Source organism: Nonomuraea sp. NPDC048901 (assembly GCF_040649695.1).
Lineage (GTDB): Bacteria > Actinomycetota > Actinomycetes > Streptosporangiales > Streptosporangiaceae > Nonomuraea.
Genome location: NZ_JBEZFW010000006.1, coordinates 163490 through 179451, shown reverse-complemented (window position 1 = coordinate 179451; position 15962 = coordinate 163490). Strand labels below are relative to the sequence as shown.

The window sequence follows — 15962 nt, the reverse complement described above, 5'->3', positions numbered from 1 at the left end:
CTCGACAAGACAGTGGGGCAATATCAGGCGATGGCGCTGGAGAAGTCCTTGTCGCCGTACGGACCGATCACGGCGAGCGTGAGCGGCCGGTTGAGAACGTCGGCCGCGACCTCGGCGATCTCGTCCGGAGTGACGGCCTCGATCCTGGCCAGCACCTCGTCCACGGACAGCAACTCGTCGTAGACCAGCTCGTTCTTCCCGATCCGCGACATGCGTGAGCCGGTGTCCTCCAGGCCGAGGACCAGCCCGCCCCGCATCTGCCCCTTGCCGCGCATGATCTCGTCGGCGTCGAGGCCGTCATCGACCACCCTGACGACCTCGTCTCGGCAGATCTTGAGCACGTCGTCGATCTTCGACGGCAGGCAGCCCACGTAGATACCGAACTGGCCGGTGTCAGCGTAGGCCGAGGTGTAGCTGTAGGCGGAGTAGGCCAGCCCGCGCTTCTCCCTGATCTCCTGGAAGAGCCTGGACGACATGCCGCCACCGAGCGCCGCGTTGAGCACGCCGAGGGCGAAGCGCCGGTCGTCCGTACGGGACATGCCGGTCGTACCGAGCACCAGGTTGGCCTGTTCGGTAGGACGGTCGAGCACCTTGACTCCCGACCGCGTCCGGGCGCCCGGCCCGCTCGTGCGGGGCGGGTCGGCCTCCAGCGGTCCACCGAGCGCGCCCGCCCGCTCGTAGGCGCGCACGACCAGTTCGACGACGTCCTCGTGCCGGATGTTGCCGGCGACGGAGACGACCGTGCGGCGCGGCTCGTAGTGGTGCTGGTAGTAGTCGGCGATCCGGTCGCGGGGGAGCTCGTTGATCGACTCGACCGTGCCGAGGATGGGCCGCCCGATCGGCGAGTCTCCGTAGAGCGCCGCCGCGAACTGCTCGTGCACGACATCGGACGGGTCGTCGTCGTGCATGGCGATCTCTTCGAGGATCACCCCGCGTTCGGACTCGACGTCGTCGGGGGTGATCAGCGAGCTGGTCACCACGTCGGCGAGCACGTCAACCGCGACCGGCAGGTCCTCGTCGAGCACCCGGGCGTAGTAGCAGGTGTATTCCTTGGCGGTGAAGGCGTTGATCTCCCCGCCGATGCCCTCGATGGACGCCGAGATCTCCATGGTGTCGCGCGTGGGCGTGCCCTTGAAGAGCAGGTGTTCGAGGAAGTGGGTGGCCCCCATGTGCTGGGAGTCCTCATCACGCGAGCCGATGCCGACCCACATGCCGACCGCGACACTACGCACGGTCGGCATGGTCTCGGTCACCACGCGCAGCCCACCGGGAAGGACGGTGCGCCTTACCACCCCGGCCCCGTCACGGCCGGGGTGCAGCGTGGTGGTTCTCACGAGTTGCGGTCGTCTCCATCGGAACCGTCGGCGCGAGGCGCGCGCACCCGGGTGCGGGTACGGCGGGGACGGTCGTCGCGCGGCTTGTCGTCCGACGCGGCGGCCGGCGCCTCAGCACCATCGGCGGACTCGGCCTCGCCCTTGGCCTCCTTCTCGGCGGCCTCCTTCTCGATCACCTCGACCGGGACCAGGGACAGCTTGCCCCGGCCGTCGATCTCGGCGATCTCGACCTGGACCTTCTCGCCGACGCTCATGACGTCTTCCACGTTCTCGATGCGCTTGCCGCCGTGCAGCTTGCGGATCTGGGAGACGTGGAGCAGGCCGTCCTTGCCGGGCATCAGCGAGACGAACGCGCCGAAGGCGGCGATCTTCACGACCGTGCCCAGGTAGCGCTCGCCGACCTCCGGCATGTGCGGGTTGGCGATGCCGTTGATCACCGTACGCGCGGCCTCGGCCGACGGGCCGTCGGTGGCACCGATGTAGATGGTGCCGTCGTCCTCGATGGTGATCTCGGCGCCCGTGTCGTCCTGGATCTGGTTGATCATCTTGCCCTTCGGGCCGATGACTTCGCCGATCTTGTCCACGGGGACCTTGATGGTGATGATGCGCGGCGCGGTCGGGTTCATCTCCGCCGGAGAGTCGATCGCCTCCTGCATCACGTCGAGGATGGCCAGGCGGGCGCCCTTGGCCTGCTTCAGCGCGGCGGCCAGCACGGAGGCGGGGATGCCGTCGAGCTTGGTGTCGAGCTGGAGCGCGGTGATGACGTCCTTGGTGCCGGCGACCTTGAAGTCCATGTCGCCCATGGCGTCCTCGGCGCCGAGGATGTCGGTCAGCGTGACGTACTGGTCGCCCTCGCCGATCAGGCCCATCGCGATGCCCGCGACCATCTCGCGCAGCGGCACACCGGCGTCGAGCAGCGCCATCGTGGAGGCGCAGACCGAGCCCATCGAGGTGGAGCCGTTGGAGCTCAGCGCCTCGGAGACCTGGCGGATGGCGTAGGGGAACTCCTCGCGCGAGGGCAGGACGGGGATCAGCGCCCGCTCGGCCAGCGCGCCGTGACCGATCTCCCGGCGCTTGGGCGAGCCCACGCGGCCGGTCTCACCGGTGGAGTAAGGCGGGAAGTTGTAGTTGTGCATGTAGCGCTTGGTCCGCTCAGGGTTGAGCGTGTCGATGACCTGCTCCATGCGCAGCATGTTGAGGGTCGTGATGCCCAGGATCTGGGTCTCACCACGCTCGAACAGCGCCGAGCCGTGCACCCGCGGCACCACGTGGACCTCGGCGGACAGCGCGCGGATGTCCTTGGTGCCGCGGCCGTCGATGCGCAGGCCCTCCTTGATGACCCGCTCGCGCATGAGCTTCTTCATCACCGAGCGGAAGGCGGCGGAGATCTCCTTCTCGCGGCCCTCGAACTCGGGGAGCAGCTTCTCGACGGCCAGCGCCTTGACCTTGTCGAGCTCGGTCTCGCGCTCCTTCTTGCCGGCGATGGTCAGCGCGGCGGCGAGCTCGGTCTTGACCGCGCTCTCCAGGGCGGCGTAGACGTCCTCCTGGTAGTCGAGGAAGACGGCGTATTCGGCGGTCTCCTTCGCCGCGACCTGCGCGACCCGCGACTGCGCCTCGCACAGCACCTTGATGAACGGCTTGGCGGCCTCAAGGCCCTGCGCGATCGTCTCCTCGTTGGGCGCGACGGCGCCCTCGGCGATCAGCTTCAGCGTGTCCTTGGTGGACTCGGCCTCGACCATCATGATCGCGACGTCGCCGTCGGCGAGCACCCGCCCGGCCACGACCATGTCGAACGTGGCGCGCTCGAGCTCGTGGTGCGTCGGGAAGGCGACCCACTGGCCGTCGATCAGCGCGACGCGGACGCCGCCGATCGGGCCGGAGAACGGCAGCCCGGCGAGCTGGGTGGACAGCGAGGCGGCGTTGATGGCGACCACGTCGTAGAGGTGGTCGGGGTTGAGGGACATGACCGTGGCGACGACCTGGACCTCGTTGCGCAGCCCCTTGACGAACGACGGGCGCAGCGGCCGGTCGATCAGGCGGCAGGTGAGGATGGCGTCCTCGGAGGGACGGCCCTCACGGCGGAAGAACGAGCCGGGGATGCGTCCCGCGGCGTACATGCGCTCCTCGACGTCCACCGTCAGCGGGAAGAAGTCGAGGTTTTCCTTGGGCGACTTCGAGGCGGTGGTCGCGGACAGGACCATCGTGTCGTTGTCGAGATAGGCGACGGCGGAACCCGCCGCCTGGCGCGCCAGACGACCGGTCTCGAACCGGATCGTGCGTGTGCCGAATGAGCCGTTGTCTATGACGGCTTCAGCGGTGTGGACACCCTCCACGGGGGACCTCCTTGGTCAGTCAGTCTCCCGCGCCCTCTTTCTCACCGGCACCCTCGTTAGGTGCAGCGCCGGTCTTCGATCGAAGCGCCCGGTCAGAACTGTCACTGTTACCGGAAGCCACTACCGAGGACCGGCCCGCATGCGTCGCGGGTCGCTTGGTGCTTGTGCGGACGCGGGGGCTCTTAAGTGTGTCTCGGATATTCAGTTGTACGGCGCTCGACGCGCCGGTGGTGCAATGAGAAGGGAGCGACGCGGACGCCGCTCCCTCTCACTCTATCGGCGCAGGCCGAGGCGCTCGATGAGCGCACGGTAACGCGCGATGTCGACCTTCTGCAGGTACTTCAGCAGGCGGCGCCGACGCCCGACGAGCAGGAGCAGGCCACGACGGCTGTGGTGGTCGTGCTTGTGCGTCTTCAGGTGCTCGGTCAGCTCGCTGATGCGCTTGCTGAGCAGCGCGATCTGCACCTCGGGCGACCCGGTGTCGCCGTCGGCCGTCGCGTATTCAGCGATGATGGTCTTCTTGGCAGCGGTGTCGAGGGACACGGCTCTCCTTTGAGCTACAGGCACGCGCGAATAGATAAATGATGCGAGCGACCGTGCGTGCCTACAGTCGCCGCGGCGAAGGCCGTCAGAGCAGCGCGCAGCGCCGCCGTCACTGGACCGACATGCAAGGTTACCATCGCGGTCAAGCGCCGCGTCATCTATCCTCAGCCCGAGGTCAGCCGCCTGGCCTGGTCGACGTCGGTGTGGATCTGGGCGATGAGCTCTTCGATCGAGTCGAACCGGGTGTTTCCCCGCAGTCTCGCCGCGAAGTCTACCGCCACGTGCACGCCGTACAGCTCCAGGTCGTCGCGGTCCAGCGCGTACGCCTCGACCGTGCGCGGGACCCCCTCGAAGGTGGGGTTGGTACCGACGGAGATGGCGGCGGGCCAGCGCTCACCCGCGTAGAGGGCGGGCAGGTTGGCGACGGGCACGCACTCCAGCCAGCCCGCGTAGACCCCGTCGGCGGGGATGGCCGTGTGGGGCGGCGTCTCGACGTTGGCGGTGGGGAAGCCGAGCTGGCGGCCGCGCTGGTAGCCGCGCACGACGACGCCCTCCACCCGGTGCGGGCGGCCCAGGCCGGCCGTGGCGCCCTCGACGTCACCGGCCGTCAGCCGGCCGCGGATCTCGGTTGAGGAGACCCCGTCGAGCAGCGGGACCACCTCGACGGCGAAGTCGTACTTCTCGCCGAGCGCGACCAGGGTCTCGGTGGTGCCGGCCGCGCGGTGGCCGAAGGTGAAGTTCGCCCCCACCACGACCACGGCGGCCCGCAGCCGGTCGGCGAGGATCGACTGGGCGAACTCGCCGGGGCTCATCCTGGACAGCTCCAGCGTGAACTCCTCGACGCACACCTCGCCCACGCCGAGCCCGGTCAGCAGCTCCGACCTGCGCCTCGGCGTGGTCAGGCGGGCCGGGTGGGACCCGGGCCGGACGACCTCGGCGGGGTGCGGCTCGAAGACGACCGCGACGCCGCGCAGACCGCGCTCCCGGGCGGCGGCCACGGCCCGCTCGACCACCTGTTGGTGCCCGCGGTGCACGCCGTCGAACACGCCGATCGTGACGGCGGACCTTTCCGAACCCTGCACGCCCGGCCCCATTCGCTTGTCGCGGATCAATCCTCCACCAGCCTGCCATGCGGCGCCGCGTCAGCTCCAATCGAGGGGGTACGATCGGCCGCACCATGCCTCGATACGCACTTCTGATCCTGCCTGCCTTCAACCGTGTCTACGGTGAGAGCGCGGTCCGCCTGACCCTCGCCGAGCTGGCCTTCTTCGGCCGGCGGGCCCTGGAGACCGAGGTGTCGGACCTCGGGGAGAGCGTGATCGGCGGCCTGCCGTACGTGACCTTCGAGACGGCCGCGCCGCTCGGCGCCGGTGACGTCGCGCTGCTGTCCAACCTCTCCTCGGTCTACGCGCTCTACGGGATCGAGGGCGAGCTGCTGCGGCCGCTCACCGTGTCGCCGCTCGACCGGCTCAGCAGCGATCTGATCACGATCCAGAAATACGCCGGCAAGACGAACGAGCACTTCACCAAGCTGCTGCTGAACGTCACGGTGCTGGCCAGCGACCGGCGGCTGGACGAGCGGTTGTCGGTGTTCGATCCGCTGTGCGGGCGTGGCACCACGCTCAACCAGGCCCTTATGTACGGATATGACGCCTATGGGGCTGATGTCGACAGCAAGGACTTCGAGGCGTATACCGGTTTCCTCAAGACCTGGCTGAAGAACAAGCGGTTCAAGCACACTGCCGAGACCGTGCCCGTACGCCGTGAGCGGGCGCTGGTCGGCCGGCGACTGAACATCTCCTTCAGCCGGTCGAAGGAGGAGTTCAAGTCCGGCGACACGCAGCGCGTCTCCGTGGTCAACGCGGACACCCTGCGCAGCCGCGAGTTCTTCAAGCCGCGCTCCTTCGACGTCCTGGTGACCGACGCCCCCTATGGCGTGCAGCACGGCAGCAGGGGCGGCGGCGGTGGGCTGTCGCGCAGCCCCCTGGAGCTCATCAGGAAGGCCGCGCCCGTCTGGGCGGAGCTGCTGCGGCCCGGCGGCGCCCTCGGCATCTCGTGGAACACCTATGGCGGCACCCGCGACGACCTGGCCGAGATTCTCGCCAAGGCGGGGCTCGACGTGGTCGATCTGCCGGACTTCGAGCACTGGGTCGATCAGGCGATCGTCCGCGACATCATGGTGGCCCGCAAGCCATAAGAGGTCGGATCTCTCCCCCGCTTCCGACAGCTCGCATCACAACTCTTGACGAGGAGAGTGGTGAGTGATCCTATGAATCCTGATAGGAAAGTTTCCTAATCGGGAGGAACGATGCGATTAGTCACCACGGGCGCGTTAGCGATCGGATTACTCGTCCCAGCCCTGCCCGCCGCGGCCGACCCTGTGGAGTCGGGACCTTGGACCTCGTACGAGCCGACGTTCACCGTCCAGGAGCGGGGTTGCGGTGACGTCAACGACCTGACCTTCAAGCTGAGCTGCTCCACCGGCAGCGGCGACCAGCGGGCCGAGCGGCGCTACGCCACCTACTCCAGCGGCACCCGCCAGTTCGAGGGCTACTTCAAGATCACCAGTCTGGAAGGCACCCGCATCAGCCTGAAGCAGACCTTCAAGACGACCGGCCCGTTCTTCATGCTCGCCGTCGAACGCGGCGGCCGGCTCTACTCCGTGCACGGCGGCGACACGATCGCCACCGGCGCCACGATCGGCACAACGGTCCGCGTCAACACCGTTCACGTGGTCGGCAGCACCCATCGGACCTACATCAACGGGTCGCTGAAGCACACCGTGTCGAGTGAGAGCGGCAGCTTCTACGACAAGTTCGGCGCCTATCGGACGGGCAGCGGCAAGGGTCCCGCCACGGTCGAGTGGAGCGGCATACAGTTCTGGCGCAAGTAGCGGCGATGAGAGCAGCTCTGGTGGCGTTGCTCCTGCTGACGGCCGCCTGCTCGAGGCCGCCGCAGACGCCGATCCACCTGACGGCCACCCTCGTGTCACCGACCGACATCACGCTGCGCTGGGAGGGCCGCGAGCCGGACGCCTCCGGGCACGTCCTGGAGTTCGCCACCGAGCCACAGGGGCCGTACACCATCCTGGGGTTCCTGCCGCCGGAGCAGAGCACGTACACGCATCCCGATCTGATCCCGCGCACGCCGTTCTACTATCGGTTGCGGCCCTACTACGGCCAGGCCTCCGCGCCGGTGGACGTGGCGCTGGGCGGCGGCCCGTACGCCAAGCCGCAGCCCGGCTGGTCGGAGCCGCGGACGATCCCCGGCGGCCCGAAAGGGGCGCGGCCGGTCAGGAGCGAGGGGGCGGCGCCGTCGGATCTGCGGGCCATCGTGACGCAGGCCGACGGCGTGGCGTTCCGGTGGACCGACCGGACCTCCGACGAGGAGGGCTTCCTGCTGGAGGACCGCCCGTCGGGCCGGCCGGACTTCCGGGTCGTCGCCGCCCTCGATCCGGACGTCAACGCCTTCGGCCTGGTCACGCTGCCCGAGGAGAGCCGCGCGTCCTACCGGGTACGCGCCTTCCGCTACGGGCCGCCGTCGAACGTCGCCCACCAGACGACCGGCGGTTCTTAGGAAATGACGTCTAGGAAATGAACACGGCCAGGGGCTTGGCGATGCGGCCCTGCTCCTCCACCAGCGCGAGCAACTCGCCCTCCGGCCCGAACACGCCGATCGGGCCCTTGCCGTGCCCCGCGGCGGGCAACCGTCCGCCGTGGCTGACGACCCTGGCCTCCTCGGCGGTGAGGTCCCAGCGCGGGAACGCCGCCGACACCGCCTCCCCGATGGGCAGGACCACGCACTCCTCGGCCAGCCGGTCGATGGTCCTGGCCCGCGACAGGTCGTACGGGCCGACCCGGGTGCGGCGCAGCGCCGTCAGGTGCCCGCCGACGCCGAGCCCGGCTCCCAGGTCACGGGCCAGGGCCCGGATGTAGGTGCCGCTGGAGCAGGTCACCACCGCGTCGATGTCCATCACGTCGTCGTGCGCCCTGATGTCCAGCACGGAGAACTCGCTCACGGTGACCGGCCGCGCGGCCAGCTCGACGTCCTCGCCCGCCCTGGCCAGCTTGTACGCCCGCTGCCCCCCGACCTTGATCGCGCTGACCTGCGGCGGGATCTGCATGATCTCGCCGGTGAGCGCCGCGATGCCCTTCTCGACCTCGGCGGGGCGCACCTCGGCCGCCGGGGCCGTCGAGATGACCTCGCCCTCGGCGTCGTCGGTGTTGGTGGTCACTCCGAGCCGGATCGTGGCCTCGTAGACCTTCTCCGTCAGCGCCAGGTGCCCGAGCAGCCGGGTCGCCTTCTCCACGCCGACCACGAGCACGCCCGTCGCCATGGGGTCGAGGGTGCCCGCGTGGCCCACCCGCCGGGTGCCGGCCAGCCGCCGCATCTTGGCCACCACGTCGTGGGACGTCCACTCGGCCGGCTTGTCCACGATGATCAAGCCGCTCTCGGCCATCAAGTCTCTCCGTCTCGACTCGGCAGCAGCGCCCGGAACGCCGCGATGGTGTCCTCGACGCTGAGGTGCGAGGTGAATCCGGCCGCGTTGTGATGACCGCCGCCGCCCAGCACGGCGCAGATCGCGCCGACGTCGACCGTGCCCTTGGACCGGCTCGACACCTGCCAGGCTCCCTGGTCGTCCTCCTTGAGCACCACCGCCACCTCGGCCTCGTCCGTGCGCCGCACGATGTCGATGAGGCCCTCCAGCTCGGTGTACGGCAGGCCGTACGCAACCCGGTCGACCCGTGGCACGTACGTCCAGACCAGGCCGTCCTCCAGCGACACCCGCTCGAGCGCGGCGGCCAGCACCTTGAGGTAGCCGAACGGAGACCGGTCCCACAGCTCGCGGGCGATCTCGTCGGTACGCAGCCCGGTGGCGACCAGCCGGGCGGCCATCTGGTGCACCTCTGGCGTGGTCGAGGCGTGGCGGAACGAACCGGTGTCGGTCACCAGCCCGGCGTACAGGCAGGTGGCGATGTCACGGTCCAGGCTGCCGCCGAGCCGGTAGATCAGCTGCTCGGCCAGCACGGCCGTCGCGGCCACGTGCGGGTCGATGAGGCTGAGCGTGCCGAACCCGGTGTTGGACAGGTGATGATCGACCACGATGACCTCGTGGGCCTTGGCCGTGTTGGGGCCCAGCAGGCCCAGCCGGTCGGGCGTCGAGGAGTCGAAGGTGATCATCAGCTCCGGCTCCGCCGGAAAGTCCGCCGGCGGCACGAGCAGGTCCTGGCCGGGCAGGAAGCGCAGCAGGCGCGGCACGTCGAACTGCCGGTCACCGAAGGAGGCGACGACCCGCTTGCCCTGGGCCCGCAGGACGGAGCCGGTGGCCAGCATCGAGCCGAGCGCGTCGCCGTCGGGTGACACGTGGCAGGCCAGCGCGATCTCGTCGGCCTTGCCGATCAGATCGAGCGCGCGCCGCCAGGCGGGCTCGGGGATCACCGAGCCGGACGGCGGCAGCGCGCCGTCCGCGCCGGTGAGCGGCAGAGCCTGAACACGACCCTGCCCCGACGTGCCCTCAGCCGATGTGCCCGGACCCGGGTGGGGCGGGCGATCGGTTCTGTCGCGCACGTCGGGCGTCACGTCGCCGGCTGCCCGTCCTCGTCAGGCTTGCCGAGGAGGTCCGGCTCGTCGTCCTCCTCCGGCTTGCGGTAGGGATCGGGGTCACCGGCATAGGTCGCGCCCTCGGCCTTGCGCGCCACCTCGGCGTCCCTCGCCTTGGCGGCGTTGATCAGATCGTCGAGCTGGCGCGCGCTGTCGGGCAGCGGGTCGTGCTTGAACTCCAGCGTCGGAGTGAAGCGGACACCGGTCTGGCGGCCCACCTCGGAGCGGATGATGCCTCTCGCGCTATCGAGGGCGGCCGCAGTGTCGGCCCGCTCGGCATCGGAGCCGAACACCGTGTAGAAGACCGTGGCCTCACGCAGGTCGGCGGTGATGCGCGTGTCGGTCACGGTGACGAAGCCCAGGCGCGGGTCCTTGATCCGGCGCTCCAGCATCTCGGCGACGATCTGCTGGATGCGGTCGGCGAGCTTGCGCGCTCGTGCTGCATCCACCATGTTCGCTCCCCCTCACGCACGGCCCGGAGGCCGTGCAGTCGTTCAGTCTTCGTCGTTGTAGAGCCGATGTCTCGCCGACAGCAGCTCGATCTCAGGGCGGAAGGCCACCATGCGCTCGCAGGCGTCCAATACCTCTTGGCAGTTGCCCGCCGAGCCCGAGACTACGGCGATGCCGACCTCCGCCCGGCGGTGCAGGTCGAGGTGACCGGTCTCGGCCACCGCGACACCGGGAAAACGCCTGTGCAGCTCGGCGACCAGCGGTCGCACGACGGAACGCTTCTGCTTCAGCGAATGTACGTCGCCGAGCAGGATGTCCAGGGTCAGAGCACCCACATACATCGTTGGCAACCACCGCTTGTCCTGGTGTGTGAAGGCACCCCGGCCCCGCTGCAGTGGAAAGCGGGCCCAGGCGTGCGAGAGGCGCCCGGCGGATGGTCCGCCGGGCGCCCGGCCGCGTGTTACGCGCGCGGCTTCTCCCGCATCTCGAACGTCTCGATGACGTCGTCGATCCGGATGTCGTTGTAGCCGACCCCGATACCGCACTCGAAGCCCTCGCGGACCTCGGTCGCGTCGTCCTTGAAGCGACGCAGCGACGAGACGGTCAGGTTGTCGGCGATGACGACGCCATCGCGGATGATCCGGGCCTTGCTGTTGCGCACGATCGTGCCGGAGCGGACCAGCGAACCGGCGACGTTGCCGATCCTCGGCACCTTGAAGACCTCGCGGACTTCGGCGGTGCCCATCTGGACCTCTTCGAACTCGGGCTTGAGCATGCCCTTGAGCGCCGCTTCGATCTCCTCGATCGCCTGGTAGATGACCGAGTAGTAGCGGATGTCGACGCCCTCGCGCTCGGCCAGGTCGCGCGCCCGGGGCTCAGGCCGGACGTTGAAGCCGATGATGACCGCGTTGTCGTCGGCGACGGCCAGGTTGACGTCGTACTCGGTGATCGCACCGACGGCGCGGTGCAGGACACGGAGCCTGACCTCGTCGCCGACATCGATCTTGAGCAGGGCGTCTTCCAGGGCCTCCACCGAACCGGACACGTCACCCTTGATGATGAGCTTGAGCTCGTCGACGCGACCCTTCTCGAGGTTGCTGAACAGCTCCTCGAGGGTCAGGCGACGGCTCGACCTCGCCATGTCGGCGCTGCGCTTGCGCGCCGCGCGCTGCTGGGCGATCTGACGGGCCATCCGGTCGTCGGTGACGACGATGAAGTTGTCACCCGCGCCCGGCACCGCCGTCAGACCCATGACCAGGACCGGACGGGACGGCGTGGCCTCTTCGACCAGGTCGCCGTTGTCGTCGAGCATCGCCCGGACGCGGCCGTAGGCCTCGCCACAGACGATGGAGTCGCCGACGCGCAGCGTGCCGCGCTGGACCAGGACGGTCGCGGTCGGGCCACGGCCCTTGTCGAGGTGCGCCTCGATCGCGATGCCCTGAGCGTCCATCGCCGGGTTGGCGCGCAGGTCGAGCTCGGCGTCCGCGGTGAGCAGGATGGCCTCGAGCAGCTGCTCGATGCCGGTCCCGTTCTTGGCGGAGATGTCGACGAACAGCGTCGAGCCACCGAACTCCTCCGCCACCAGGCCGTACTCGGTGAGCTGGGCACGGACCTTGTTGGGGTCGGCGCCCTCCTTGTCGACCTTGTTGACCGCGACCACGATCGGCACGTCGGCCGCCTGGGCGTGGTTGAGCGCCTCGATCGTCTGCGGCTTGACGCCGTCGTCGGCCGCGACCACCAGCACCGCGATGTCGGTCGCCTTGGCACCACGGGCACGCATGGCGGTGAACGCCTCGTGACCCGGGGTGTCGATGAAGGTGACCTTGCGCTCTTCGCCCTCGTGCTCGGTGGCGACCTGGTAAGCGCCGATGTGCTGGGTGATGCCACCCGCCTCGCGCGCCACCACGTTGGTCTTGCGGATGGCGTCGAGCAGCTTGGTCTTACCGTGGTCGACGTGACCCATGACGGTCACGACCGGCGGACGCGCGGCCAGGTCGGCCTCGTCGCCCTCGTCCTCGCCGAACTCGATGTCGAAGGCCTCGAGAAGCTCGCGGTCCTCCTCCTCCGGGCTGACGACCTGGATGTTGTAGTCGAGCTCGGAGCCGAGCAGCTGCAGCGTCTCCTCGTTGACCGACTGGGTGGCGGTCACCATCTCGCCGAGGTGCAGCATGATCTGCACCAGCGAGGCGGGATTGGCACCGATCCGGTCGGCGAAGTCGGAGAGCGAAGCGCCGCGCGGAAGGCGGATCGTCGCACCGTTGCCGCGCGCGACCTGCACGCCGCCGATCGCCGGGGCCGACATGTTGTCGAACTCCTGGCGCCTCTGGCGCTTGGACTTGCGGCCACGCGTGGGACGGCCACCGGGACGCCCGAACGCGCCCGCCGTGCCGCCACCGCGGCCACGGCCGCCGCCACCGGGACGACCGGCGAAACCGCCGCCGCCACCGGGACCACCGGTGCTCGTGCCCGGACGACCGGCGCCACCGCCGCCACCGGGGCGACCGGCGAAACCGCCGCCACCACCGGGACGACCGCCGCCGCCACCGCCACCGGGACGGCCACCGCCGCCACCGCCGCCGGGACGACCGCCGCCACCACCGGGACGGCCACCGCCGCCGCCACCGCCGGGACCGGCGGGACGACCCTGGGGCATCATCATCGGGTTGGGACGCGGACCGCCGGGACGGGGACCGCCCGCACCGGGACCGGGACGCGGGCCGGCCGCACCGGGCGGACCAGGACGCGGACCGGCCGCACCGGGCCTGCCGTCGCCGCCACGACCCTGCGGGGGACGCGGGGCCGCGCCGTCGCGCGGCGGACCGTCACGACGCTCGCGCTGGCCGGGACCGGTGCCGCCACCATCGCGGTTGGCACCGGGACGCGGCGGCCGGGACTGGCCCATGCCGCTGGCGTTGGACGAGAACGGGTTGTTGCCCGGACGCGGGCCGCGCGGACCCGGCTTGGGACCGGGACCCGGACGAGGACCGCCACCGGAGGGGGAACGGTCGGACGGGCCACGATCGGACGGACCACGGTCGGGACGCGGAGCCGCCGGGCCGCCGCCACCGGAGGGCGCGCCGGGACGCGCCGCGGGGCCGGGCTTGGGACCCGGACGGGCGGCGGGACCGGGACGCGGGCCCGGAGTGGGGGCGCCCGCAGCGGGCGCGGGACGGGTGCCGCTGTCGAAACGCGCCTGCGGAGCGCCGGAGGTGTCGGCACGCTCGGGCTCAGGCTGCGGCTGGTGCGGCATCGGCACCGGCGGGCGCGGCTGACCGCCGCCCGCGGGACCTGCCGGACCCGGACGCGGACCGGGCCTGGGGCCCGGACCAGGACGCGGAGCTGATGTTGGGGTCGGCGCCTCCGCGACGCCGTTACCGGCCAGGCTGTCCGCCGGCCGGGGAGCAGCCCTTGGCGGCTGCGGCTTGGACGACGAACCGCCGCCCCTCGAGGACCCACCCTTGGATGCGCCCAATGCTTCGGTGAGCCTGCGGACCACCGGCGCCTCGATGGTGGAGGACGCCGAACGGACGAACTCCCCCATCTCCTGGAGCTTGGCCATGACGACCTTGCTCTCTACGCCGAACTCCTTAGCGAGCTCGTATACCCGGACCTTCGCCACTGCACTCCCTTACTCGGCCCGGGAGGCTGGCTGTGCCGTCCGGACCGTCGCTACCTTGACATCTTCATCGCCGCGTGCTCATCAGGCGCTCATAGCAATCTGACTCCGCCCATCAACTCGGCGTCCTACATGACATTTCTTGGTTCCCCTTCTCCAGGTGCACCCGCACGCGCGAGACGTCAAGCGGCCCCGGCACGCGGAACGCGCGCGGAAACGCTCGGCGACGCTCGGCAAGCTCCAGACACTTCTCGGACGGATGCAGTGACGCACCTCGACCAGGAAGCCGTCCTCGCAGGTCAGGGATCACGTGATCCTCGACCCGCACCAAGCGGAGCAGGTCGGACTTAGCCGTACGGACCCTGCAGCCCACACAGGTGCGCTGTGGAGCCGCGTGGCCACCATATTCCAGCTTACCGTGTTGACGCATCTACGGAACCGGCAGCATCCTCGGCCTGGGTGTCAGGCCTGATGTCAATCCGCCATCCAGTGAGCCTCGCGGCAAGCCGGGCGTTCTGTCCCTCTTTGCCGATGGCCAGGGAGAGCTGGTAGTCGGGCACGGTCACCCGCGCGACCCGGCCTTCGAGATCGAGGACCTCAACGTGGGAAACGCGGGCCGGCGACAGGGCATTCCCCACGAACTCGCCGGGGTCCTCGGACCAGTCGATGATGTCGATCTTCTCGCCGTGCAGCTCGGTCATCACGTTGCGCACGCGCGAGCCCATCGGGCCGATGCACGCGCCCTTGGCGTTGACGCCCTGCCTGCGCGACCTGACCGCGATCTTCGTGCGGTGACCGGCCTCGCGGGCCACGGCGGCGATCTCCACCGTGCCGTCGGCGATCTCCGGCACCTCCAGCGCGAACAGCTTCTTGACCAGGCCCGGATGGGTACGCGACAGCGTGACCGAAGGGCCCTTGTGGCCCTTCTTCACCTGCACCACATAGGCGCGGATGCGCTCGCCGTGCACGTAGTCCTCGCCGGGCACCTGCTCGTTGTGCGGCAGGACGGCCTCGATCTTGCCGAGGTCGACCAGCACCACGCGCGGGTCCTTGCCCTGCTGGATCACACCGGAGACCAGCTCACCCTCGCGGCTGGCGAACTCGCCGAAGTTGATCTCGTCCTCGGCGTCGCGCAGCTGCTGCAGGATGACCTGCTTGGCGGTGGTCGCCGCGATTCTGCTGAAGTTGCCCGGCGTATCGTCGAACTCCCTGACGATCTCGCCCTCGTCGTCGATCTCGGCGGCGAAGATGGTCACGTGCCCGCTCGTCCTGTCGAGCTCCGCGCGCGCCTTGGGCGCGGCACCCTCGGTGCGGAAGTAGGCGATCAGCAGCGCGTCTTCGATCGCCTTGACGACCAGGTCGAAGGAGATGTCCTTCTCCCGCTCCAGGCTGCGCAGGACGCTCATGTCGATGTCCACGAGGCTTTCCCCTTAGCCTTCGTCGCCGTCGACGTCTTCGTCGTCGAACCGGCGGAACTCCACCTGCACCCGTCCGCGGGCCAGGTCCTGATAGTCGAATCGGCGCCCGGCGCCGTCGACGTCGAGCTCGACGCCGCTCTCGTCCGCGGAGCGCACGCGGCCCTCCACCACGGAACCATCTCTCATCTCGGCCTTCACCAGCCGCTTGGCCGCGCGCCGCCAGTGACGCGGCTCGGTCAGCGGGCGGTCGACGCCCGGCGAGGAGACCTCCAGCGTGTAGGCCGACTGGCCCATCGCGTCGGCGTCGTCGAGCGCCGCGGAGACGGCCTGGCTGACGTCGGCCACGTCGTCGAGGCTCACGCCGCCGTCGCGGTCGACGATCACACGCAGCAGCCGGCGCTTGCCGGCCTGGGTGACCGTGACGTCCTCCAGATCGAGGCCCTCCGCGCCGACGACGGGCTCAAGGAGCTTCATCAGGTGGTCGCGGGGTGATGCGCTGCCCATATCGACCTCCCTATTGTCATGTCTCAGCCGGGCGGACCTCGCCTCTGGCTCTCAAGTCGCCTGGCCGCTCAGCCAGCTACGACAGTTGACACCCTATCTGTACGAGGGCACGAAGAGAGCGCCACTCGGCACGTGCGAATGGCGAGCGTCGCCTGACACGGGG

The 15962-nt window shown here is 69.8% G+C and carries 15 protein-coding genes; 3 read left to right on the top strand and 12 right to left on the bottom strand.

Annotated elements, in window-relative coordinates; genetic code table 11:
* Positions 1-23: 23 nt before the first annotated feature.
* The 4 genes from AB0C30_RS22100 to AB0C30_RS22085 all read right to left on the bottom strand — a co-directional run bounded on the left by AB0C30_RS22100 (position 24) and on the right by AB0C30_RS22085 (position 5304).
* On the bottom strand, positions 24-1334 hold the full coding sequence (locus tag AB0C30_RS22100) for a pitrilysin family protein (RefSeq protein ID WP_357946789.1): 1311 nt from the start codon (positions 1332-1334) through the stop codon (positions 24-26).
* Positions 1331-3667: a polyribonucleotide nucleotidyltransferase gene (locus AB0C30_RS22095; protein WP_357946786.1), complete on the bottom strand. Its 2337-nt coding sequence runs from the start codon at positions 3665-3667 to the stop codon at positions 1331-1333. Before AB0C30_RS22095 ends, AB0C30_RS22100 begins: the two co-directional genes overlap by 4 nt.
* A gap of 273 nt (positions 3668-3940) precedes the next feature.
* Positions 3941-4210 (bottom strand): 30S ribosomal protein S15, encoded by a 270-nt coding sequence (gene rpsO, locus AB0C30_RS22090; protein WP_214642971.1) that lies wholly within the window; start codon positions 4208-4210, stop codon positions 3941-3943.
* Between the two features lie 164 nt (positions 4211-4374).
* On the bottom strand, positions 4375-5304 hold the full coding sequence (locus AB0C30_RS22085) for a bifunctional riboflavin kinase/FAD synthetase (RefSeq protein ID WP_357948116.1): 930 nt from the start codon (positions 5302-5304) through the stop codon (positions 4375-4377).
* Positions 5305-5387: 83 nt separating this feature from the next.
* On the opposite strand from AB0C30_RS22085, the gene AB0C30_RS22080 reads away from it, so the two are divergent.
* From AB0C30_RS22080 to AB0C30_RS22070, 3 genes are all read left to right on the top strand, one after another.
* The gene (locus AB0C30_RS22080) at positions 5388-6407 is read left to right on the top strand and encodes an SAM-dependent methyltransferase (protein WP_357946784.1); all 1020 of its coding nucleotides are present in this window, start codon (positions 5388-5390) and stop codon (positions 6405-6407) included.
* A gap of 111 nt (positions 6408-6518) precedes the next feature.
* Entirely contained in the window at positions 6519-7103 is a 585-nt protein-coding gene (locus tag AB0C30_RS22075; RefSeq protein WP_357946781.1) for a hypothetical protein, read from the top strand.
* Between the two features lie 5 nt (positions 7104-7108).
* Positions 7109-7786, top strand: a complete 678-nt coding sequence (locus tag AB0C30_RS22070; protein ID WP_357946779.1) for a fibronectin type III domain-containing protein — start codon at positions 7109-7111, stop codon at positions 7784-7786.
* 10 nt (positions 7787-7796) lie between these two features.
* Here AB0C30_RS22070 and truB read toward each other — a convergent pair whose 3' ends face one another.
* The 8 genes from truB to rimP form a co-directional block, all read right to left on the bottom strand.
* Positions 7797-8669, bottom strand: coding sequence for a tRNA pseudouridine(55) synthase TruB (gene truB / locus AB0C30_RS22065; protein ID WP_357946776.1), 873 nt, complete (start codon positions 8667-8669; stop codon positions 7797-7799).
* Positions 8669-9778 (bottom strand): bifunctional oligoribonuclease/PAP phosphatase NrnA, encoded by a 1110-nt coding sequence (locus AB0C30_RS22060; protein WP_357946774.1) that lies wholly within the window; start codon positions 9776-9778, stop codon positions 8669-8671. Before AB0C30_RS22060 ends, truB begins: the two co-directional genes overlap by 1 nt.
* Positions 9779-9786: 8 nt before the next feature.
* Entirely contained in the window at positions 9787-10263 is a 477-nt protein-coding gene (gene rbfA / locus AB0C30_RS22055) for a 30S ribosome-binding factor RbfA (RefSeq protein WP_357946772.1), read from the bottom strand.
* A gap of 42 nt (positions 10264-10305) precedes the next feature.
* Positions 10306-10602 (bottom strand): DUF503 domain-containing protein, encoded by a 297-nt coding sequence (locus AB0C30_RS22050; protein WP_225299410.1) that lies wholly within the window; start codon positions 10600-10602, stop codon positions 10306-10308.
* 119 nt (positions 10603-10721) lie between these two features.
* Positions 10722-13880 carry a translation initiation factor IF-2 gene (gene infB, locus AB0C30_RS22045; RefSeq protein WP_357946769.1) on the bottom strand — a complete coding sequence of 1053 codons (3159 nt, stop codon included), beginning with the start codon at positions 13878-13880 and terminating at the stop codon, positions 10722-10724.
* 112 nt (positions 13881-13992) lie between these two features.
* Complete coding sequence (locus tag AB0C30_RS22040) at positions 13993-14307, bottom strand: YlxR family protein (protein WP_357946766.1); 315 nt, start codon at positions 14305-14307, stop codon at positions 13993-13995.
* Positions 14291-15295, bottom strand: coding sequence for a transcription termination factor NusA (gene nusA / locus AB0C30_RS22035; RefSeq protein WP_357654416.1), 1005 nt, complete (start codon positions 15293-15295; stop codon positions 14291-14293). Before nusA ends, AB0C30_RS22040 begins: the two co-directional genes overlap by 17 nt.
* A 12-nt stretch (positions 15296-15307) precedes the next feature.
* The gene (gene rimP / locus AB0C30_RS22030) at positions 15308-15799 is read right to left on the bottom strand and encodes a ribosome maturation factor RimP (RefSeq protein ID WP_225299403.1); all 492 of its coding nucleotides are present in this window, start codon (positions 15797-15799) and stop codon (positions 15308-15310) included.
* Positions 15800-15962 lie beyond the last annotated feature (163 nt).